General features: G+C 34.3%; 22 protein-coding genes. 21 read left to right on the forward strand and 1 reads right to left on the reverse strand.

The window, feature by feature from the left end; genetic code table 11:
• Positions 1–34 precede the first annotated feature (34 nt).
• The 12 genes from recG (at position 35) to rplS (ending at position 13067) form a co-directional block, all read left to right on the forward strand.
• Complete coding sequence (gene recG / locus EKM79_RS00155) at positions 35–2071, forward strand: ATP-dependent DNA helicase RecG (RefSeq protein ID WP_125565106.1); 2037 nt, start codon at positions 35–37, stop codon at positions 2069–2071.
• A 39-nt stretch (positions 2072–2110) separates the two neighbouring features.
• Entirely contained in the window at positions 2111–3124 is a 1014-nt protein-coding gene (gene plsX / locus EKM79_RS00160; RefSeq protein ID WP_125565107.1) for a phosphate acyltransferase PlsX, read from the forward strand.
• A gap of 13 nt (positions 3125–3137) precedes the next feature.
• A complete protein-coding gene (acpP, locus tag EKM79_RS00165; RefSeq protein WP_125565108.1) occupies positions 3138–3380 on the forward strand; it encodes an acyl carrier protein in 243 nt (80 codons plus the stop codon).
• A gap of 85 nt (positions 3381–3465) precedes the next feature.
• On the forward strand, positions 3466–4155 hold the full coding sequence (gene rnc, locus EKM79_RS00170; protein WP_125565109.1) for a ribonuclease III: 690 nt from the start codon (positions 3466–3468) through the stop codon (positions 4153–4155).
• Between the two features lie 13 nt (positions 4156–4168).
• Complete coding sequence (smc, locus tag EKM79_RS00175) at positions 4169–7729, forward strand: chromosome segregation protein SMC (RefSeq protein ID WP_125565110.1); 3561 nt, start codon at positions 4169–4171, stop codon at positions 7727–7729.
• A 14-nt stretch (positions 7730–7743) separates the two neighbouring features.
• Complete coding sequence (gene ftsY, locus EKM79_RS00180; RefSeq protein ID WP_125565111.1) at positions 7744–9129, forward strand: signal recognition particle-docking protein FtsY; 1386 nt, start codon at positions 7744–7746, stop codon at positions 9127–9129.
• A gap of 2 nt (positions 9130–9131) precedes the next feature.
• Positions 9132–9473 (forward strand): YlxM family DNA-binding protein, encoded by a 342-nt coding sequence (ylxM, locus tag EKM79_RS00185; protein ID WP_125565112.1) that lies wholly within the window; start codon positions 9132–9134, stop codon positions 9471–9473.
• A 12-nt stretch (positions 9474–9485) separates the two neighbouring features.
• Complete coding sequence (ffh, locus tag EKM79_RS00190; RefSeq protein ID WP_125565113.1) at positions 9486–10922, forward strand: signal recognition particle protein; 1437 nt, start codon at positions 9486–9488, stop codon at positions 10920–10922.
• A gap of 86 nt (positions 10923–11008) precedes the next feature.
• Complete coding sequence (gene rpsP / locus EKM79_RS00195; RefSeq protein WP_076616149.1) at positions 11009–11281, forward strand: 30S ribosomal protein S16; 273 nt, start codon at positions 11009–11011, stop codon at positions 11279–11281.
• Positions 11282–11351: 70 nt separating this feature from the next.
• The gene (gene rimM, locus EKM79_RS00200) at positions 11352–11870 is read left to right on the forward strand and encodes a ribosome maturation factor RimM (RefSeq protein ID WP_125565114.1); all 519 of its coding nucleotides are present in this window, start codon (positions 11352–11354) and stop codon (positions 11868–11870) included.
• Positions 11870–12598, forward strand: coding sequence for a tRNA (guanosine(37)-N1)-methyltransferase TrmD (trmD, locus tag EKM79_RS00205; protein WP_125565115.1), 729 nt, complete (start codon positions 11870–11872; stop codon positions 12596–12598). The genes rimM and trmD overlap by 1 nt, the downstream gene beginning before the upstream one ends.
• Before the next feature lie 115 nt (positions 12599–12713).
• Positions 12714–13067 carry a 50S ribosomal protein L19 gene (rplS, locus tag EKM79_RS00210; protein ID WP_125565116.1) on the forward strand — a complete coding sequence of 118 codons (354 nt, stop codon included), beginning with the start codon at positions 12714–12716 and terminating at the stop codon, positions 13065–13067.
• Positions 13068–13142: 75 nt separating this feature from the next.
• Here rplS and lexA read toward each other — a convergent pair whose 3' ends face one another.
• Positions 13143–13766: a transcriptional repressor LexA gene (lexA, locus tag EKM79_RS00215; protein ID WP_125565117.1), complete on the reverse strand. Its 624-nt coding sequence runs from the start codon at positions 13764–13766 to the stop codon at positions 13143–13145.
• 95 nt (positions 13767–13861) lie between these two features.
• On the opposite strand from lexA, the gene EKM79_RS00220 reads away from it, so the two are divergent.
• The 9 genes from EKM79_RS00220 (at position 13862) to purF (ending at position 21499) form a co-directional block, all read left to right on the forward strand.
• A complete protein-coding gene (locus EKM79_RS00220) occupies positions 13862–14104 on the forward strand; it encodes a DUF896 domain-containing protein (protein WP_125565118.1) in 243 nt (80 codons plus the stop codon).
• A gap of 63 nt (positions 14105–14167) precedes the next feature.
• Positions 14168–14398, forward strand: coding sequence for a YneF family protein (locus EKM79_RS00225; protein ID WP_125565119.1), 231 nt, complete (start codon positions 14168–14170; stop codon positions 14396–14398).
• A 245-nt stretch (positions 14399–14643) separates the two neighbouring features.
• Positions 14644–15129, forward strand: coding sequence for a 5-(carboxyamino)imidazole ribonucleotide mutase (gene purE / locus EKM79_RS00230; protein WP_125565120.1), 486 nt, complete (start codon positions 14644–14646; stop codon positions 15127–15129).
• Positions 15092–16243, forward strand: coding sequence for a 5-(carboxyamino)imidazole ribonucleotide synthase (purK, locus tag EKM79_RS00235; RefSeq protein WP_125565121.1), 1152 nt, complete (start codon positions 15092–15094; stop codon positions 16241–16243). The genes purE and purK overlap by 38 nt, the downstream gene beginning before the upstream one ends.
• An 8-nt stretch (positions 16244–16251) precedes the next feature.
• Positions 16252–16956, forward strand: coding sequence for a phosphoribosylaminoimidazolesuccinocarboxamide synthase (gene purC / locus EKM79_RS00240; RefSeq protein WP_125565122.1), 705 nt, complete (start codon positions 16252–16254; stop codon positions 16954–16956).
• Between the two features lie 10 nt (positions 16957–16966).
• Positions 16967–17218 carry a phosphoribosylformylglycinamidine synthase subunit PurS gene (gene purS / locus EKM79_RS00245; protein ID WP_125565123.1) on the forward strand — a complete coding sequence of 84 codons (252 nt, stop codon included), beginning with the start codon at positions 16967–16969 and terminating at the stop codon, positions 17216–17218.
• Complete coding sequence (purQ, locus tag EKM79_RS00250) at positions 17215–17889, forward strand: phosphoribosylformylglycinamidine synthase subunit PurQ (RefSeq protein ID WP_125565124.1); 675 nt, start codon at positions 17215–17217, stop codon at positions 17887–17889. The genes purS and purQ overlap by 4 nt, the downstream gene beginning before the upstream one ends.
• 2 nt (positions 17890–17891) lie before the next feature.
• Positions 17892–20099, forward strand: coding sequence for a phosphoribosylformylglycinamidine synthase subunit PurL (purL, locus tag EKM79_RS00255; protein ID WP_125565125.1), 2208 nt, complete (start codon positions 17892–17894; stop codon positions 20097–20099).
• Complete coding sequence (purF, locus tag EKM79_RS00260; RefSeq protein ID WP_125565126.1) at positions 20084–21499, forward strand: amidophosphoribosyltransferase; 1416 nt, start codon at positions 20084–20086, stop codon at positions 21497–21499. The genes purL and purF overlap by 16 nt, the downstream gene beginning before the upstream one ends.
• Positions 21500–21507: the final 8 nt, after the last annotated feature.

Raw genomic sequence — 21507 nt, forward strand, 5'->3', positions numbered from 1 at the left:
ACTTCTAGTCTCTTTTTTGTACGAGGAGGGGAAAATGGATTTAAGAAAAATATCAGTGGCAGAATTGCCAGGAGTAGGTCCCAAAAGATTGGATGCTATTAAATCACTTGGCATCGACAATATTTATGACCTATTATTTTATTTTCCCTTTCGATATGAGGATATGGAAGTAAAGTCTTTAAATGATGCTATGGATCAAGAGAAAATCTTGCTTAAAGGCGTAGTTGCAAGTGATCCGGTTGTGGCTAGATTCGGTTATAAAAAGAATCGATTGAATGTGCGTATATTGGTGGAGAATGAATCCATTATGATTACCTTCTTTAATCAACCATGGTTAAAAGATAAGTTTGAAACCGGGAATGAAGTTGCTGTCTACGGAAAGTGGAATGAAAATAGACGTTCTTTAACAGGAATGAAAGTCATTGGCAGTAATCAGCAAGATACTATTGATTCTGTTTATTCGGTCAACAAGAATATTCATCAGAAAACGTTGGTTAATTTGATTAAAATGGCATTTGATAAATATCAAGATGAAATTGAATCAATTCTTCCTGAATATCTTTTGGAAAAATATCAATTAATGGATGATAAAAATATTGTTAAGGGGATGCATTTTCCTAGTAGTGAATCCGAGAATGAATCTGCAAGACGAAGTGCTAAATTTCGTGAATTCTTTTTATTTGAATGTGGTATCCAAAGCGTTAAGGCAAAAGATGAACAACAAAATAACGGCTTGGTTGAAATGTATGATAAGGACTACATCAGAAAGTTTATGGAATCATTGCCTTTCCAATTAACAAAAGCCCAAAGTCGTGTTGTTGGTGAAATATTATCGGATATGGAATCTGATCATCATATGAATAGATTATTACAGGGTGATGTAGGTTCTGGTAAGACCATCGTTGCGGTGATAGCAATGCTAGCATCAGTGACAGCTGGATTTCAAACCGCAATCATGGCACCAACGGAGATACTTGCTCAACAGCACTTTGAAAAAATTGGCGGATTGTTAGAAAAATGGCATATTAGGACAGCAATTTTGACTGGATCACAAACAAAAAAGGAACATGATACTATTGCAGAGAACATTCGTGAAGGTCGTACAAATGTTATTGTCGGAACTCATGCATTAATACAAGATAGTGTAGAGTTCAAAAATTTAGGCTTGATCGTAATCGATGAGCAACATCGCTTCGGAGTTAATCAGCGTAAGGCATTGCGTGAAAAGGGCAATAATCCGGATGTATTAGCGATGACAGCTACCCCGATCCCGAGAACACTTGCAATTACTACATATGGTGATATGGAGGTTTCAAGAATTGATGAGCTTCCAGCTGGTCGTAAAAAGATCGAAACATATTGGATCAGAAGTCAAAAAATTGAACAAATGTATAAATTTGTATCTAAGCAATTAGCTGAACATGCTCAAGTTTATGTTGTTACTCCTTTAATATCAGAATCAGAAAAGATTGATTTAAAGAATGCTGAATTGATTTATGATAAATTTAATGAGTTGTATGCACCTAAGTATCATATTGGAATTTTGCACGGACAAATGACTAACGATGAAAAAGAAGATATTATGGACAAGTTTAGTCACCAACAAATTGATGTTTTGGTATCAACAACTGTAATTGAGGTTGGTGTTGATGTACCAAATGCATCGGTTATGGTAATATATGATGCTAATAGATTTGGATTATCGCAACTGCATCAATTACGTGGCCGTGTAGGACGTGGGGAGAAGCAATCTTACTGTATTTTAATTGCTGATCCGAAGAACGACATTGCATTAGAGAGAATGAAAATTTTAACTTCTACAACTGATGGTTTTGTATTGGCTGAGGAAGATTTGAAAATGCGTGGTTCTGGTGATTTGTTGGGTAGTAAACAGTCCGGATTACCTGATTTTAAAGTTGGTAATCCAATTTCTGATTTTAATATTTTGCAAACAGCACAACTTGAAGCTGCGCAAATTTTTAAAGATCCTCAAGCCATGGATAATCCAGAAAATAAAGTGTTAAAATTATTTTTAAATGATGAATTTGAACAATTAAATAATTTCGATTAAAGAATTTTAAAAATCATAGAATTTGTGAGGAATTAATGAATGAAGATAGCAGTAGATGCCATGGGTGGAGACAATGCACCTCAGGTGATTGTTGAAGGAATCGAAAGAGCTCGTGATGAATGGGCTGATTTAGATTTTGTATTGTATGGTAATGAAGAAAAAATCAAGAAGTTTTTGAAAAACAGTGATCGTATTTCGATTGTTCATACTGATGAGGAAATCCTAGGGACAGATGAACCAGTTAAGGCTATCCGTTCTAAAAAAAATTCTTCAATGGTTTTAGCAGCAAAATCAGTTAAGTCAAAGGAAGCAGATGCAATGCTTTCTTTAGGTAACACTGGAGCATTGTTGGCTGCAGGAATTTTTATTGTTGGACGTATCAAACAAGTTGAACGACCAGCGTTGATGCCGACATTACCAGTTACTAATTCGGCATTAGGTGTTAATGTTTTGGACGTTGGTGCCAACGCTGAAGCTAAACCTGCCTATTTACAACAATGGGCGGTTATGGGTTCGATATATGCTCGTGATGTTAAACAAATCAAGGAACCACGTATTGGTTTGTTAAATAATGGTACCGAAGAAGATAAAGGAGATACTTTGCATAAAGAAGCTTTTAATTTGCTTTCGAATACTGAAGGTATTAACTTTATTGGTAATGTTGAATCTAATAATATTTTGAATGGTGTAGCGGATGTTATCGTTACAGACGGTTTTACTGGTAATGCGGCCTTGAAAGCCACAGAAGGAACAGCAACTACGCTTCTTAAAGAAATGAAGCATGCATTACTAAATAATGGCTTCTTTACTAAAATAGGTGCGGCAATTGTTGCTCCGTCATTGAAGGGACTTCGTGATATGTTTGATACGTCACATGCTGGTGGAGCGGTATTACTAGGATTGAAATCTCCAGTAGTCAAGGCTCACGGTGCTGCGGACAGCAAAACAGTTTTCTATACAGTTAAACAGATTTATGATATGTTGCTAAATGATACAATCAATAAAGCTAACACTTACTTTGAACAAATGAATAAAAAAGAAGAAGATAAATAGGGAGAATCATTAAATGTCAGAACAAGAAATTTACGATAAAATTGTTACACTCATTGCTGATAAATTTGAGGTGGATGCAAGTACTATTAAAAAAGAAACATCATTTTCAGAAGATTTAGATGCTGATTCAATTGATTTGGTAGAATTTGTTTTGGAATTAGAAGAAGAATTTGATGCTGAAATTCCTGACGAGGATGCAGAAAAAATTACAACTGTTGGTGAAGCGGTTGATTACATCAAGAGTCATCAAAAATAAGACCATTTGGTCTTATTTTTTTCGCCATTTAATTATTTACTGCAAAAGTTTAGTATAATTAAAGTTATTGGAAAGGGGACGCGTTATGCTAGATCAAAAATTTCTAGATTATTTAGAAAAGAACTATGGTATTACTTTTAACAATAAGAAGTTGATTGAGCGTGCTATGACTCATTCTTCTTTTGATAATGAACACAAAGAATTAGGAATAGGTAACTATGAACGACTAGAATTCCTAGGAGATGCTGTATTGGAAATTAACATCTCCAGATACTTATTTGAAAAATATCCCCAATTACCTGAAGGAAAATTGACAAGATTAAGATCAGATATTGTAAGAACAGATAGTTTTGCCAAATTTGCCAAACAAATACAAATTGATAAGTATTTACTGATTGGTAAGGGTGAAGAAAAGCAAGGTGCACGTCAAAGACATACTCTGTTAGAGGATATTTTTGAAGCATTCAATGGTGCGTTGTATTTAGATCAAGGTAATACAGCAGTGGAAGAGTTCCTTGAAAGTGTTGTATATCCCCATATTGATTCAGGTGAGTTTTCTGAAGATACTGATTTTAAAACTCATTTGCAAGAAAAATTACAACAATCAGGCGAAGTAGAAATCGACTACAAGGTAATCGATGAAGAAGGTCCAGATCATGACAAAAAATTTGAAATTGAATTAATTGTCAATGGAAATGTAATGTCTAAAGGATTTGGATTTAGTAAGAAACATGCAGAACAAATGGCTGCAAAACAAGCATTAGAAGAATTATAGGAGTTTTTATTTTATGCCATTAAAATCATTAACGATCAATGGGTTTAAATCTTTTGCTGATAAAACAAAGATTGATTTTACAAGTGGAATCACCGGTATTGTAGGACCCAATGGAAGTGGAAAATCAAATATTACAGAAGCAATTCGTTGGGTAATGGGTGAGCAATCAGCTAAGAGCCTACGTGGTGACAAGATGGTAGATGTTATTTTTGCCGGAAGTGCAACACGGGCACAGATGAATCATGCCGAAGTTACATTGGAATTCGACAATTCTAATGGAGAATTAAAATCTGATCAAACTAATATCACTATCAAGCGAAAGCTATTTAGAAATGGTGATACCGAATTTTCCATCAATAATAAGTCATGTAGATTACGTGATATTACTGAAATGTTTATGGATTCGGGAATGGGTAAACAGTCATTTTCAATTATTTCTCAAGGACGAGTGGAAGAGGTTTTCAATAGTAAACCTGTAGAACGTCGTTCAATTATTGAAGAGTCAGCAGGTATTGCATTATTTAAGCAGAAAAAATCACAAGCTGAAAATCATCTGACAGAAACGACTGATAACTTACATCGAGTGTCAGACATAGTATCTGAATTGTCCAAGCAAGTTGAACCGTTGAAAGAACAAGCTAGTATTGCTCGTGACTATAAAGAACAAAAGAGTAAATACGATAATATTTATCAACAAATTTTAACTATCGAAATAAAAGAATTATCTAAAGAAAAGCGTCAAACAGAATCAAAACTACGAGAAGTTAAGATGAGTTTGCAAAATATTGAACACCAAGTAAAAATTTCTAATAAAGAAGTTTCTGAAAATCGTGATCAAATTAGTAAATTGGCTGAACAGATAGATTCCAGTCAAGCCGATTTGGTTAAGAAAACTCAGTCATTAGAAATATTGAACGGGCAAATTGCTGTTTCTGACGAAAGAAATGGGTTCAACACTACTAATCAAACTTCTTTGAATGAACAGTTAAAAAGTGTTGAAGCTAATAAAAAATTACATGAAGCAAAATTGACCGAATGTAATAAGAAAATTTCTGAATATCAAACACAAATAAAAGAATTTGAAACAAAACTGAAAGAAATTACACAACTTCAAAAAAAGACACCAGAACAAATTCAAAATAATATTAATGAGTTACGTGATAAATACGTTAATACTTTACAGGAGCAAGTTTCTACTGGTAATGATCAGAAATATACACAGCGTCAATTGGATCGTATTAAGTCCTCTAATGAAGAAACTGTAACTCGATTAGCGGAACTTGAAGGTAATCTTAAGAAGTCGACTGAAAAAGTAACTGAAGTCAGTGCTCAATTACAAAAGTTGATTGATGATAATCAAGATTTGATTAAGAAAAACGATGAAATTGATGATAGTATCAAAAAAGTAACTGAAACTGGTACACTAAGAAACCAAGAGTATTTGAAATCTTTGGAGAATCTTCAAGAAACTAAAGCGCGTAAAACAGTACTTGAAAACATGCAACAAGAGCATGTTGGCTTTTTTGAAGGTGCTAAAAATATTTTAAATAATCAAGATAAAATTGATGGAATAATTGGTGCTGTTGCTGAATTGATTAAGGTTCCAAGTAAATATCAGCTGGCAATTGAAACAGTTGTAAGTAATCAATTGCAATCAATCGTAACAAAAGATGAATCATCGGCGAAGAACGCAATTGCATTTTTACGAAAACGCAACGGTGGTCGAGCCACCTTTCTACCGATAAACATTATTAAAGCAAGAACTATTTACTCGACGGATTTGAAAAAGGCTGAACAAGTTGAAGGTTATATTGGTGTTGCTAGTGATTTAGTTAAGTTTGATGACAAAGTTGATAATATTGTTAAAAATATTTTGGGAAATTTACTAGTTGCAGAGAATATTGATTCTGCTACAAAGGTATCAGCTGCTGTAAGCCGTAAGTATCGAGTTGTAACCTTAGACGGTAATGTTGTTAATGCTGGTGGATCCATGACTGGTGGGCAACAACGTAGGGTTAATTCAAGTATTCTTACTCGTAAAGATGAACTAACTGCATTGAATTCAAAATTATCTAAGCAAGAAATGTTGCTAGATGAAAAACAGCAAACAGTTGTGGATTTACGTCAGAGGTTAGTGAATTTACGTGAGGATAAGAAGAAGATCGAATCTAAACTTGATGGTTTTAATCAAGAGAAGAATCAACTAAGTAATACTTTGTCTTCGTATACGAATGAATCCAATCATCTTAAAGAGCAAAGAGATGCCTTACAATATACGGTTAGCAAAAATAATAATGAATATTCAGAATTGCAAAAGGAACTTAATGTTCAAGTTGCAAATGCTAATAAATTAAAACAGCAAGTTATTGATGTTCAGAAGGAAATTGAAGATAAACAAAATCTTTTGAAGGATTTTGATTCTGAACTTAGTCAAATAAATGATGATATTCAAAAAACTCAGACTAATTTAGCAGTCGTTAAGAGTAATTATGATAATGAACAAATTCAAAAAGAACGATTGACTAATGAAATTGCAGATTCAGATAATCAAATTAAAGAATTAAGTATCAGATTAGATCAACTCAATTCTGAAAGAGATCAGTTAAGCATGACTAATGCTGAAATTAAAGCAAAAACAGCACAGTTTGAAGCTGAAATCAAACAACTTCAAATTGACCTGGATAAATTAAAAGTGCAAAGAAAAGAAAAGGATGAGCAAGCTGCTAGTTTAAATGAAAAGGCACAGCGAAACTTTGATCTTCAAAAATCAGCATCGGATGAACAGGAAAACTTGGCTATTGCGGTAACTAAGCTAACGAATAAAATCGATAGTCGTTTGGATACATTATCCGAAGAGTATCAACTTACTTATGAAGCTGCAATGAAGAATTTGAAACAACAAGATGCTGATCCTGACGCGCTTCAGCGTGAAGCACGACTATTGAAGATGGGCATTGATGAATTAGGAACAGTCAATTTATCCGCAATTGATGAGTATGATAAGGTTAAAGATCGATATGAGTTTTTAACATCTCAACAGGACGATTTGTTAAAGGCTAGACAACAGTTGCTTGATACGATGTCCGAAATGGATCATGAAGTAACGACTCGTTTTAAGAAGACATTTGATGAAGTTAGTGCTGCATTTGAAGTGATTTTCCCAGAGATGTTTGCTGGTGGTCGTGCCAAATTAGTTCTAACAGACCCTAGCAACTTATTAGAGACGGGGATTGAAATTATTGCTCAGCCACCTGGAAAAAAATTCCAAAGATTAAGTTTATTATCTGGTGGTGAGAAGGCATTAACGGCAATTACATTGCTATTTGCTATTATTAAGGTTCACCCTGTACCATTCTGCATTTTGGATGAAGTAGAGGCATCATTAGATGATGCTAATGTGTATCGATTTGCAAATTATCTAAATCGTTATGACGATAATACTGAATTTATTGTTATTACACACCGTAAGGGTACAATGATGAATGTAAATCGTTTATATGGCGTTACAATGGAGGAATCTGGAGTTTCCAGAATGTTGTCTGTTTCTGTACAAAATATAAACAAAGATGCTTAAAAGGAGATTAATTAATGGGACTTTTTGATCGAATAAAAAAAGCTTTTACTGGAAAAGGTGACGAAGAAGAAAAAAAAGAACAAGAAGCAAAAAAAGCTGAAGAGACTAGTGAGGAACAAAGTTCATCTGCGTCTGATTCTAGTGATTCTGATACTTCTAGTTCTGAAGAGAAGACGTCTGAGCCAATCGATGATAATGATTCATCTGAAGATAACTCAGATACTTCTGATTCAGACGAAAATGTAACTGATGTTAAAGAATCGGTGGAAGATGAATCTGATGGAGTTGAAGAAGTTAATTCGGAACCTGTAGATGAATCTAGTTCTAAACAAGAAGAGGAACCTGTATCATCAACTGATGAAACAGAAATTAGTAGTTCTGAAGAGACTACTGAATCAGATCCTGGGGAAACAACTGAAGAATCTGCTGAGGAAGATGAATCTGAAGATAAAGATGATATTAAAGAATACGATGAAGGATTGAAAAAAAGTCGTAATTCATTTGGGGCACGTTTTAATCGCTTTTTAGCAAACTTTAGAAGTGTTGATGAAGAATTCTTTGATGATTTGGAAGAATTACTAATTGAATCCGATGTAGGTTATGAGACCGCCTTGAAGTTATCTGATGAGTTACGTGAAGAAGTTAAATTAGAGAACGTTAAAAAACGTTCAGATGTTTCAGATGTAATTGTACGTAAGTTGGTTGATATGTATGATGAAGAAGGAAAAAAAGAAGATAATTCCTTAAAGTTCAGCGCTGATAAAACACCTACTGTGTTCCTATTCGTTGGAGTTAATGGTGCTGGTAAAACCACAACAATTGGTAAGTTAGCACATAGATATCAAAAAGAGGGTAAGAAAGTTCTATTAGCCGCTGGAGATACTTTTAGAGCTGGTGCAATTGAACAATTACAGGAATGGGGACGTCGTGTTGATGTTCCTGTTGAAGCAAGTAAACCTCAAACAGATCCTGCTTCAGTAGTTTATGATGCTGTACAACGTGCAATGAAAGATGATTATGATATTTTGTTAGTTGATACTGCTGGCCGTCTTCAAAATAAAGAAGGATTGATGCGTGAATTAGAAAAAATTAAACGTGTCATTACACGTGAGTTACCAGAAGCTCCTCAAGAAGTTTTGCTAGTCCTTGATGGATCAACTGGACAAAATGCTCTAAGCCAGGCTAAACAATTCAATGAAACAACTGATGTTACAGGGATTGTATTAACAAAAATCGATGGTAGCTCACAAGGTGGAATTGTTTTACCAATCCGTAATGAGTTACACATTCCGGTTAAGTTAGTTGGCCTTGGCGAACAAATGGATGATTTACGTGATTTTGATCCTGAAAAGTTTATTTATGGATTGTTCAAGGAACTAATAGTCGGTTCTGGTAAATAATTATGGGAATTGATGAAACCACTAAGGTAAATTTGTTGTATAATTTTTATCATTCTTTATTAACAAAGAAACAAAATCAATATATGAATTTATACTATGTTGAAGATTTTTCATTAAGTGAAATTGCAGAACAACTAGAGGTCTCTCGACAGGCGGTCATGGATAATTTGCATCGATCGGTAAGTTTGTTAGAATCCTTTGAAAATGAAATTGGATTAGTAAAAAAGACACAAGAAATAGATGATATTGCCAATCAATTGGACCAAATTGTTTTGAATAAATATCCTAAAGATAAAGAATTGGTAGAATTAGTTAAGCGTATTTCAAAAATAAATGAAAAGTAATAGGAGTAAGAGATGGCTTTTGAAGGATTAAGTGAACGACTACAAAAAGTTTTTTCTTCACTGAGAGGTAAAGGAAAGCTTTCAGAAGATGATGTTCGCGCAGTAATGCGTGAGGTCAGAATGGCTTTACTTGAAGCGGATGTTAACTTTGACGTTGTTAAAAGCTTCGTTAAACAAGTAAGAGAACGTGCGTTGGGTGCCGAAGTAATGGATAGTTTGACACCTTCACAACAAGTAATCAAAATTGTTGATGATGAATTAACTAAGTTAATGGGTGAGGAGGCCGTTCCTCTAAACAAGGCTCCACATATTCCAACTATTATTATGATGGTTGGTCTTCAAGGTGCTGGTAAAACTACTACAGCTGGTAAGTTAGCTAAGTATTTGATGGCTAACGATAAAGCTAGACCAATGTTTATTGCTGGAGACGTTTATCGTCCAGCTGCAATTGAACAATTGAAGGTTGTCGGTGAACAAGTTGGTGCTCCAGTTTATGATGAGGGTACTGACAAGGATCCAGTTGAAATTGTTCGTAATGGTTTAAAACAGGCCGCAGAGAATAAAAATGATTACGTAATCATTGATACTGCTGGACGTTTGGAAATCGACGACAAGTTGATGGAAGAACTTCAAAGAATCAAAGATTTAGCGCATCCAAATGAAATCCTATTTGTTGCCGATTCGATGACTGGTCAAGTTGCTGCAAAGGTTGCTCATGGATTTGATGAACAATTAGATATAACTGGTGTTGTTCTAACTAAGTTAGATGGTGACACTCGTGGTGGTGCCGCACTTTCGATTCGTTCTGTCACTGGTAAGCCAATTAAATTTATTGGACAAGGTGAAAAGTTAGATCAATTGGATGTTTTCCATCCTGATCGCATGGCAGATCGTATTTTGGGCATGGGTGACATGCTTACCTTGATTGAGAAGGCCCAAACGGATTATGATGCTAAACAAGCTGAAGAAATGGCTGAAAAGATCAGAGAGAACAGTTTTGATTTCAATGATTTTATTGATCAAATGGATCAAGTACAAAAGATGGGTCCACTTGATGAAATTATGAAGATGATTCCTGGTATGGCTAATAATCCTCAACTGGCTAATATTAATATTGGGGAAAAGGATATCGATCATCTTAAGGCTATAGTCTATTCAATGACACCTAAAGAACGTGAAAATCCTGATTTGTTGAATCCATCACGCAGACGTAGAATTGCAAGTGGTTCTGGTCGTAATATTCAAGAAGTCAATCGAATGATCAAGCAATTCAAACAATCTCGTGATATGATGAAGCAAATGAGTAAGGGTAATATGAATGGTCTTGATCAAATGATGGGTGGAGGCATGTCTGGTAAGATTGGTAAAATGGCCATGCGTTCAATGGTTAAGAAACAAAAGAAGAATAAGAAGAAACGATTGAAGAAGATTAAACGTTTTAAATCATAAAAAAATAAGAGGTGTAAAGAAAAAAACTTTACACTTCTATTTTTTTTGTGTATACTAACAAAGTTAAGTATTTAGGAGGAAACAAAATGTCAGTTAAAATTAGAATGAAACGTATGGGTAGTAAGTTAAGACCATTTTATAGAATTGTTGTTGCAGATTCACGCGCACCACGTGATGGTCGCTTTATCGAACAAGTTGGTTACTACAACCCAATTTCACAACCAGAAGAAATCAAGTTAGATGATGACAAGATCATGGACTGGTTACAAAAGGGTGCACAACCATCAGATACAGTTCGTAACTTGCTTAAGACACATGGTATTATGCAAAAGTACCATGAAAGCAAATATTCAAAATAATGAATAATAAAAGTGGGATCAGATAAAACATTGTTTTGTCAGGTCCTATTTATTTATCACGGAGGAGCCAATGGCCGAAAAATTATACAGAGTGGGAACGATAGTTAATACTCACGGTATTAAAGGTGAACTAAGGATCATACCTATTACTGATTTTCCAGAAGAGAGATTTAAGTCAGGTGCAAAGCTGTTTTTGCGCAAGACAGGTAGTAATGACAAACAATTGACTGTCGAATCTTCACGTAAGCATAAGAATTTTATTTTAATCAAGTTTGAAGGTTACGATAATATCAATGACGTTGAACAATATGTTAAATCTGAATTATTCGCTAATGATGATGTAAAACCTAAATTAGCGGATGGTGAATTTTTTTACAGTCAAATAATAGGTCTGGATGTGGTTGATCCTATTCTAGGTAATATTGGTAAAGTTAAAGAAATAATGGAACTTGGCCCTAATGATGTTTGGGTAGTAAAGGGTTCAAAATATAAGGAAGTTTTAGTTCCTTATATCGATGATGTTGTAAAAAAAGTGGATTTGGACAATCAAAAAATTGATGTTGAAATTCCGGATGGATTGATAGACTAATGGATATTACAATTTTAAGTATTTTTCCAAGAATGTTCCAATCATTAGATGAATCACTGATTGGCAAAGCGCAGGAAAAAGAATTAGTAAATATTGATGTGGTTGACTTTAGAGACTTTACTACAAATAAGCAAAATCATGTCGATGATGCACCGTATGGTGGTGGAGCAGGGATGCTTCTGCAAGCTCAACCAATTTACGATGCAATGGATTATGTTGAGAAACAAAAACCAGGGAAAAAGCGTGTTGTATTATTGGATCCTGCTGGTAAAACATTTGATACTAATATGGCAATGGATTTTGCTAAAGAGGATCAACTAGTATTTATTTGTGGACATTATGAAGGTTTTGATGAAAGAATTAAGGATTTAGTTACTGATGAGGTTTCTATTGGAGATTATATTTTAACTGGTGGCGAACTCCCAACAATGAGTATGATTGATGCGACTTTGAGATTTGTACCTGGTGTCCTTGGTAATTCTGTCTCAGCAGAGGATGAATCTTTTTCTAATGGATTACTTGAATATCCTCAGTATTCACGTCCTGCGGATTTTCGAGGTAAAAAGGTTCCTGAGGTACTTACAAGTGGTGATCATGAAAAAATTCGTGTATGGCGTTTAAAAGAGTCTCTTAGAAAAACTTTAGAGCGACGTCCAGATTTGCTAAAGAGCATCGAAATATCAGATGAAGAGCAAAAATTATTACGAGAAATAAAAGCAAAAAAATAGTTTACACTTAAATCCAAATAATGTATCATTGTAAGAGTGTTTGAACACATATTAACGATATTCCGCTGTGCACCATTGAGGATGTATAAGAGTGTCGAATAGGGAGAAATTTTTTATGAATAAGTTAATTCAAGATATTACATCAGAACAATTACGTTCAGATATTCCTGACTTCCGTCCTGGTGACACAGTTCGTGTACATGCCAAGGTTGTTGAAGGTTCACGTGAACGTATCCAGTTGTTCGAAGGTGTTGTAATTAAGAGACACGGTGCTGGAATTAGTGCTACATATACTGTTCGTAAGATCAGTAGTGGTGTGGGTGTTGAAAGAACATTCCCACTAAACACACCTCGTGTTGAAAAGATTGAAGTTATCAGACATGGTCGTGTACGTCGTAGTAAGCTATATTACCTACGTGATCGTAAAGGTAAGGCTGCACGTATTAAAGAACGTCGTCGCGATATCTAATATTGCAATTAAAAGATGCCCTCGAGGCATCTTTTTTTTTACAAAAAAAGGATACTCATTTGAGTATCCTTGAATTTAAAATATTTGTGATCGATATAATCCTACAACTTTACCTAGTACTTCAACACTATCTAAAATTATAGGATCCATCGTATCATTTTCTGGTTGTAAGCGGTAGTGACCATTTTCACTGTAGAAACGCTTGCAGGTTGCTTCAATGTCTTCTGTCATTGCGATTACTATTTCGCCATTGTTAGCAGTATTTTGCTCATGAACAATTACTTGATCACCATCAAAAATACCGGCATTTATCATACTTTCACCATGAATATCTAGCATAAATAATTCACCAGAGTTACGATTTAAGTCAGGTGGTATAGGGAAATACCCTTCAGGGTTGCGTTCAGCTGTAATTGGTTGACCAGCAGCAACAGCACCTAAAATAGGGATTTGTTTGGATTTAACTCCAATTGAGTTTAGTCCAGCTACAGTAAGTTCAATTGCACGTGGCTTAGTTGGATCACGCTGCAAGTAACCTTTTTTTTCTAATCTGGATAGATGACCGTGAACTGTTGATGTAGATGATAGATCAACAGCTTCACATATTTCTCTAACTGTTGGTGGATATCCGTGATCGTCTAAATAATCATGGATAAACTGTAAAATTTGGGATTGTTTAGAGCCCTCTGCTTTTGACATTAGAACACCTCATTGTTAATATCTTATTTAGATTGTATCAGAATGATGATATAAATTCAAACAAGTGTTCGGTATATTTAGGAGATAATGCGAAAATGAAAGAACAAGAAGAATTAATTGCTAAAATAAATGAATTAGCACACAAATCAAAGAATGGTGGGTTGACTCATGAAGAACAGGAGCAACAAGCCAGTCTTCGTAGAAAATATTTAGAAAATTTCCGTGCCAGTTTCAGATCGCAGATTGAAATGATGAAAGTCTACGACAAAGAAGGTAAGGAAGTTACGCCGAATAAAGTGAAAGAAATTCAACGCAAAAAAGGATTACGTGACGATTAGTCTTTTAATTACATTAATTATTTTGTATCATTATATGATGTATGGAAAGGGTGAGAACAAAATATGGGAATAACAATCGCAGTTGGAATTTTAGCTTTACTAGTTGGTTTGATTATTGGTTTCTTTGCTGCCAGATGGTATATGAAGAAGTACTTTGAAGATAATCCACCAATTAGCCCTGAGATGATTAAACAAATGATGGCTCAAATGGGACAAAAGCCTTCACAAAAGAAGTTGAATCAATTGATGAGCTCAATGAAAGCACAACAAAAAAAAGAAAACAACAAAAAATAGATTTTATGTTGGAAATAGGTTAATCAAGATTATTAAGGTAATCTTGATTAACCTATTTTTTTATTTAAATAATAATTATGTTAATAATTCGCGAACTTTTTTATTTTTGTAAAGTAATATTTCTTTTTTTAAAGCGAATTCACGAATGATTATTAAAATTATAGATATTAATGTACGTCTTTTGCTTGAAAAATAAAATAATAGCTGATAGAATTTGATTACTAATTAGAAAGGGTAAACGAATAATGAAAGATGTTGCAATAATTATGGGTTCAATTTCAGATTTAAAAACTATGGAAAAAACCATAGAAACTCTTGAACAACTTGAAGTTACTTATGAAGTAAAGGTGATTTCAGCGCATCGGATGCCTCAAGAAATGCTCGACTTTGCTGTAGGTGCTGCCGCAAATCATTTCAAAGTTATCATTGCTGGTGCTGGTGGAGCAGCTCATCTGCCTGGTATGGTGGCCTCGTCAACGATTCTTCCAGTTATCGGTGTACCCGTAAAGTCAAATGCATTGAGTGGAATTGATTCTTTATTGTCTATTGTTCAAATGCCAAGTGGTGTACCTGTTGCAACCGTGGCTATTGGTGATGCTGGTGCTACTAATGCAGCAATTTTGGCTACAAAAATTTGTGCTATAGAGAAAAAGCAATATGCCATGAATTTAATAGACTATCAAAATAAAATGCATGATAAGTCAGTGGAAAGTGGGAAAAATCTTGAATAGTCAAATATTCTCAGGATCAACAATTGGAATTATTGGTGGAGGTCAGTTGGGACAAATGATGGCTTTTTCCGCTAAGGAAATGGGTTATAAAGTAATTATTCTAGATCCACAAGATAATTGTCCTGCTGCTCAAGTATCAGATGGACAGGTAGTAGCACAGTATGATGATTTGGATTCATTAATAGAACTTGCAAAGCATGTAGATGTTTTAACTTATGAATTTGAAAATGTTGATGCTGAGACTATTAATGAGGTCTCTAAATATACGAAAATTCCACAGGGAACAAAGGCTTTAACAATTACGCAAAATAGAATATTAGAAAAAAATTTTTTAGAAGATAATAATTTTCCTGTTGTACCACATGCAGTAATCAACAATATGCAAGATTTTGAAGAAGGAGTATCAGCTATTGGATTCCCATCGATTCTAAAAACAGTTCGTGGTGGGTACGATGGCAAGGGTCAGATTAGATTACGAACGACTTCTATAGAAGGAGTTAAAGAATTAATAGATACAGGAGAATGTATATTAGAACAGACTATTAACTTGAAGAAGGAAGTTTCAGTAGTAATTTCTAGAAATATTTCCGGTAAAACATCGGTTTTTCCAGTAATTGAAAATATACACAGGGATAATATTTTACATTTGAGTATTAGCCCGGCAAGAATCAGTAAACAAATGAGCAATGAAATTCATAAAATTGCAGAAGGTATTTCTGAAAAACTTGAGCTAGTTGGAACTATGTGTGTTGAATTTTTTGTATCCGATAAAAACGAGTTATTTGTCAATGAAATTGCACCTAGACCACATAATTCGGGTCACTTAACAATTGAGGCATGCAATATTTCACAATTTGATGCTCATATTAGAGGTGTTTGCAATTTACCAATGCCTGGTATTGAACAATTTAAACCGGCAATTATGGTTAATGTCCTAGGCCAACATTTGAAGAATGCTCGTACAGAGGTATTTCATCATATTGATTGGCATTTTCATGATTATGGAAAAGACGAGGTTAAAAAGAACCGAAAAATGGGTCATATAACTATTTTGACTGATGATATTGAGGTTTCTGAGAATGAAATTAAACATAATCCAATTTGGAACATATAGGAGAAATCATGACAAACGAATTAATCTATTCTGGTAAGGCTAAGGATTTATTTAAAACTGAAAATGAAGATGAATTACTAGTTGTTTATAAGGATCAAGCAACAGCTTTGAACGGTAAAAGGAAAGAGATGTTTCCCGGTAAAGGAGAACTTAATTGCAACATTTCAACAATAATTTTTGATTACTTAATAAAAAATGGAATTAAAACACACGTAATTAAAAATATTTCAGAGCATGAACAATTAATAAAGAAAACAGAAGTTATTCCATTAGAAGTTGTTCTAAGGAATAGAGTTTCTGGAAGTCTAGCTAGAAAGTTTGATTTGATTGATGGTGAAACTTTAGAAACACCAATAATAGAATTTTACTTCAAAAGTGATAAGTTAGATGATCCATTCATCAACGACTCTCAGGTATTGGCTCTAGGCATCGCAACCCAAAGTGAAATAGATTATGTAAAGAATCAAGCATTAAAGATTAATGATTTATTAGTTAAGTTTTTTGCAGACAAACAGTTGGATTTAATCGATTTCAAGTTGGAATTTGGCCGATTGGATAACGAAATAATCTTGGTAGATGAATTTTCACCAGATAACTGCCGCCTGTGGGATCAAACAAGTCACAACTCATTGGATAAAGATATATTTAGACAAAAAAAAGGTGATTTAGTTGAAACATATCAAAAAGTGCTGGATAGATTAACAGCTAAATAAGGAGAAAAATATGATTCTTGTCAAAGTATACGTTATGTTAAAAGATTCTGTTGTTGATGTTCAAGGTGAGGCTATTAAAGATGCGACTCACACTATGAGTTATGAAAATGTATCAGAAGTAAGAATGGGAAAGTATTTCGAGATTAAATTCGACAACAATAGTAATGATTTAGAAAAGGATGTCGATGAAATCTGCGATGGCTTATTAGCAAACCCTAATATTGAAAGTTATCGCTACGAAATTGTGGGGGATATTCAATGAACTTTGCGGTCATAACATTCCCAGGGTCTAATTGTGATATGGATTTGTATCACGCAATAAAAGAAGGCATCAATCAAGAGGTAAACCTTGTAAGCTATAAAGAAAAATCATTAGAAGGATATGATGGTATTTTAATTCCTGGTGGATTTTCGTATGGAGATTACTTAAGAAGTGGTGCTATTGCAAGCCACGCTCCGATTATTGACGAAGTTATACGCTTAGCAAATCAAGGGAAACCTGTCCTAGGTATTTGTAATGGATTCCAAATTTTAACGGAGATAGGTTTATTGCCAGGAACATTGACCAATAATCGTCAAAATAGATTTATTTGTGAACAAGTAGGCTTAACCGTTGAAAATAATAAAACTTTATTCACTAGTAAATATGATTTTAAAGAAAAAATTACAATTCCAATTGCACATGGTGAAGGTCGTTATTATTGTGATTCAGAAACGCTGCATGGATTGAATGAAAATAATCAAATTGTGTTCAGATATGACAGTGATGTTAATGGAAGTGTTGATAGAATTGCTGGAATTACGAATAAACAAAAAAATGTTCTGGGAATGATGCCTCATCCAGAACGAGCAATTGAAAATATTCTTGGATCAGCTGATGGTTTGAACTTGTTTAAATCAATGCTAGAAACTCAAAAGAGTGAGGTACAGTAATAGTGAGTGAACCAACACCTATACAAATCAAAGAAGACAAAATTTATAAAACATGGGGACTAAGTGAAGCTGAGTATAGTTTTATTAGTGAGAAGATCTTAGGACGCTTACCAAATTACACAGAAACGGGTTTGTATTCCGTAATGTGGAGCGAACATTGTTCATATAAAAATTCTAAAAAGGTATTACGAAAATTACCTAATGATAGTTCACGCGTACTTGCAGGACCAGGTGAAGATGCCGGAATTATCGATATTGGTGACGATCAGGCGGTAGTTTTTAAAGCCGAGAGCCATAATCATCCATCAGCTGTTGAACCGTATCAAGGGGCCGCTACTGGTGTTGGCGGTATTATTAGAGATATTTTTTCAATGGGAGCTACACCTATTGCATTGTTAAACAGTCTTAAGTTTGGTTCGTTAGACAATAATCAAACCAAGCACTTAGTTAAAGAAGTTGTGGCAGGTATTGGTGGTTATGGTAACTGTATCGGTATTCCAACAATTGGTGGAGAAATTTCTTTTGAAAAATGTTATGAGAAAAATCCATTAGTAAATGCAATGTGTATAGGATTATTAGACAACACGCAATTTAAGCATGGTCAAGCAAGTGGAAATAATAATCTAATTGTATATGTTGGTTCAACAACCGGGCGTGATGGCATTCATGGGGCAACGTTTGCTTCAGATGAATTCTCTAACAAGAAAAAGAAGCAACGTTCAGCTGTGCAAGTTGGGAACCCATTTATTGAAAAATTGTTGATGGATGCCTGTGTTGAAATCATTCAGGAACATTCAGATTGGATTTTGGGTGTTCAAGATATGGGTGCAGCAGGATTAGTTTCGTCAACCGCTGAAATGGCTTCAAAAACGAAAAGTGGACTTATGCTTAATTTAGATAATGTACCACAACGTGAAAAGGGTATGACCGCATATGAAATGATGTTGTCCGAATCTCAAGAGCGCATGGTTTTATGTATAAAACCAGAATTTGAAAAAAATGTATTGAATTTTTTTGATGAATATAATCTTGATGCAGTAACTATTGGAAAAGTTACATCAGATAAGCAATACAAAATTTTCCATGAAGGTAAATTGGTTGTTGATATTCCAGTTGATAGTTTGACAGATGAAGTTCCAGAGTATGATCACCATGGAATTAAACCTAAAAGAATTAGTGAAGATCGAGAACAATTTGATCCTCAAATAGCATCGTTTAAAGAATCGTGGCTAAATGTTTTATCCAGTCCAACAATTGCTTCAAAGAGGTACTTGTATGAAACTTACGACTCACAAGTTAAAAGTAATACTGTAGTGAGACCAGGTAGTGATGCTGGAGTAGTCAGAATTAGAGGAACAAAAAAAGCAATTGCCTCTACAAATGATAGTAATTCAAGATACGTCTACGTTGATCCATATATTGGTGGGCAAGTCACAGTTTTGGAAGCTGCAAGAAATATTGTTTCAACTGGTGGTATTCCAGTCGGTATTACTGATTGTCTAAACTATGGAAATCCAGAAGATCCCGAAATATTCTGGGAATTAGATCAAAGTGTACAGGGGATTGCGGACGTTTGTAAGCATCTAGATGTTCCAGTTATTTCTGGAAACGTATCTTTGTACAATGAATTTAATAAGGAAGCAATCTATCCAAGTCCAATGATTGGAATGGTTGGATTAATCGAAGATATTAGTAATATTACAACCTCAGCATTTAAGAAATCTGGAGATTTGATTTATCTATTAGGAAGTACTGGAAATGATTTTAATGGATCAGAAATTCAAAATCAGCTTTTAGGTCGTGTTGAAGGTCGATTAAACGAAATAGATTTAAATGCAGAAAAGAAAAATCAAGAAATTGTTTTGGATGCGATTCAAAAGCATTTGATAAAGAGTTGTCATGACTTATCAGAAGGTGGGCTAGTAGCTGCTTTATCTGAATCTGCCTTCGATAATAATTTAGGATTTAATATTCAAACTACACTTACATCTAAACAGATGTTTTCAGAAACACAATCTAGATATTTGATTACAGTTGATAGTAAAAATAAGGAATCAATTGAAGATTTATTTAACGATAATTTTGAGTGTCTCGGTTTTGTAACTAATGATTCAACGTTTTCGATTCAAACTGCTGATGAAAACTTAGATATTGAACTTAGTGAAGCCCTTGATAACTGGAAAGAGGCTATACCATGCTTAATGAATTAAGAAGTTTAAATGAAGAATGTGGAGTTTTTGGTATTTGGGGTGCAGATAACGTAAATTATTTAACATACTTAGGTTTGCATAGCTTACAGCATAGAGGACAAGAAGGCGCCGGAATAGTAACAAATGATAATGGAAAATTATTAGGATATCGTAATCTAGGATTATTATCTCAAGTATTTAGTAATAAAAATAATTTGTATTCCTTAACCGGAACATCCGCAATTGGTCATGTTCGTTATTCAACTGCTGGTGAAAATAAAATAGAGAATGTTCAACCGTTGTTGTTTGACTTTACAAATGAGCAATTTGCGTTAGCACACAATGGAAATTTAACTAACTCAATTACTCTAAAAAAAGAATTAGAAGAAAGTGGACATATTTTTAAATCTAGTTCAGATTCTGAAGTTTTGATGCACTTAATTAAGTTGTCAAAGAAGGACAAGTTGACGGATAGAGTAAAAGAAGCTTTGAATCAAATTCAGGGTGGATTTGCATACTTACTATTAACAAAGGATGCCTTAATTGTTGCGCTAGATAGCAACGGATTTAGACCTTTGTCAATTGGACAACTTGAAAATGGATCTTACGTAGTTGCTAGTGAAACATGTGCACTGGATGCAGTTAACGCCAAGTTTGTTCGCGATGTTTTGCCAGGTGAATTAATAACTATTAATGATGATGGAATTAATATCGATCATTGGACTAAAAAAGTTAAACCGGCATTTTGTTCAATGGAATTTGTATATTTTGCTAGAGCAGATTCAAACTTATTAGGAATAAATGTACATTCAGCAAGAAAACGCATGGGATCAAATTTAGCGATGGAACATCCTGTTGACGGAGATATTGTTGTTGGAGTACCAAATTCTTCATTATCTGCAGCTAGTGGTTATGCTGAAAAGAGTAAATTGCCCTACGAAATGGGTTTGATAAAGAATCAGTATATGGGTCGAGAATTCATTCAACCAACTCAAGAATTACGTGAAAAGAGCGTTCGTCAAAAACTGGCAGCAGTAAAAGGGGTAGTCGAAGGTAAAAGAGTTATCTTGGTTGATGACTCCATCGTTAGAGGTACTACTTGTGCATACATTGTTCGAATGTTGCGTAATGCCGGTGCTAGTGAAGTGCATCTAAGAATTGCTTCACCTCAATTCAAATATCCTTGCTTTTTTGGAATAGATATTCAAAAGAAAAGTGAATTGATTGCATCACATAAGACAAATGAAGAGATGCGTAAAATGTTTGACGCTGATTCTTTAGAATTTTTGAGTGAAGATGGATTAGTAGATGCTATTGGCATCAACAATGATGGTTTATTACCAGATTCAGGTTTAGATTTATCATATTTTAATGGACAATATCCTGCTTATTTATACGATTATGCAGAAAATGAATCATAAAGGAGATC

The organism is Companilactobacillus insicii, from assembly GCF_003946015.1.
Lineage (GTDB): Bacteria > Bacillota > Bacilli > Lactobacillales > Lactobacillaceae > Companilactobacillus > Companilactobacillus insicii.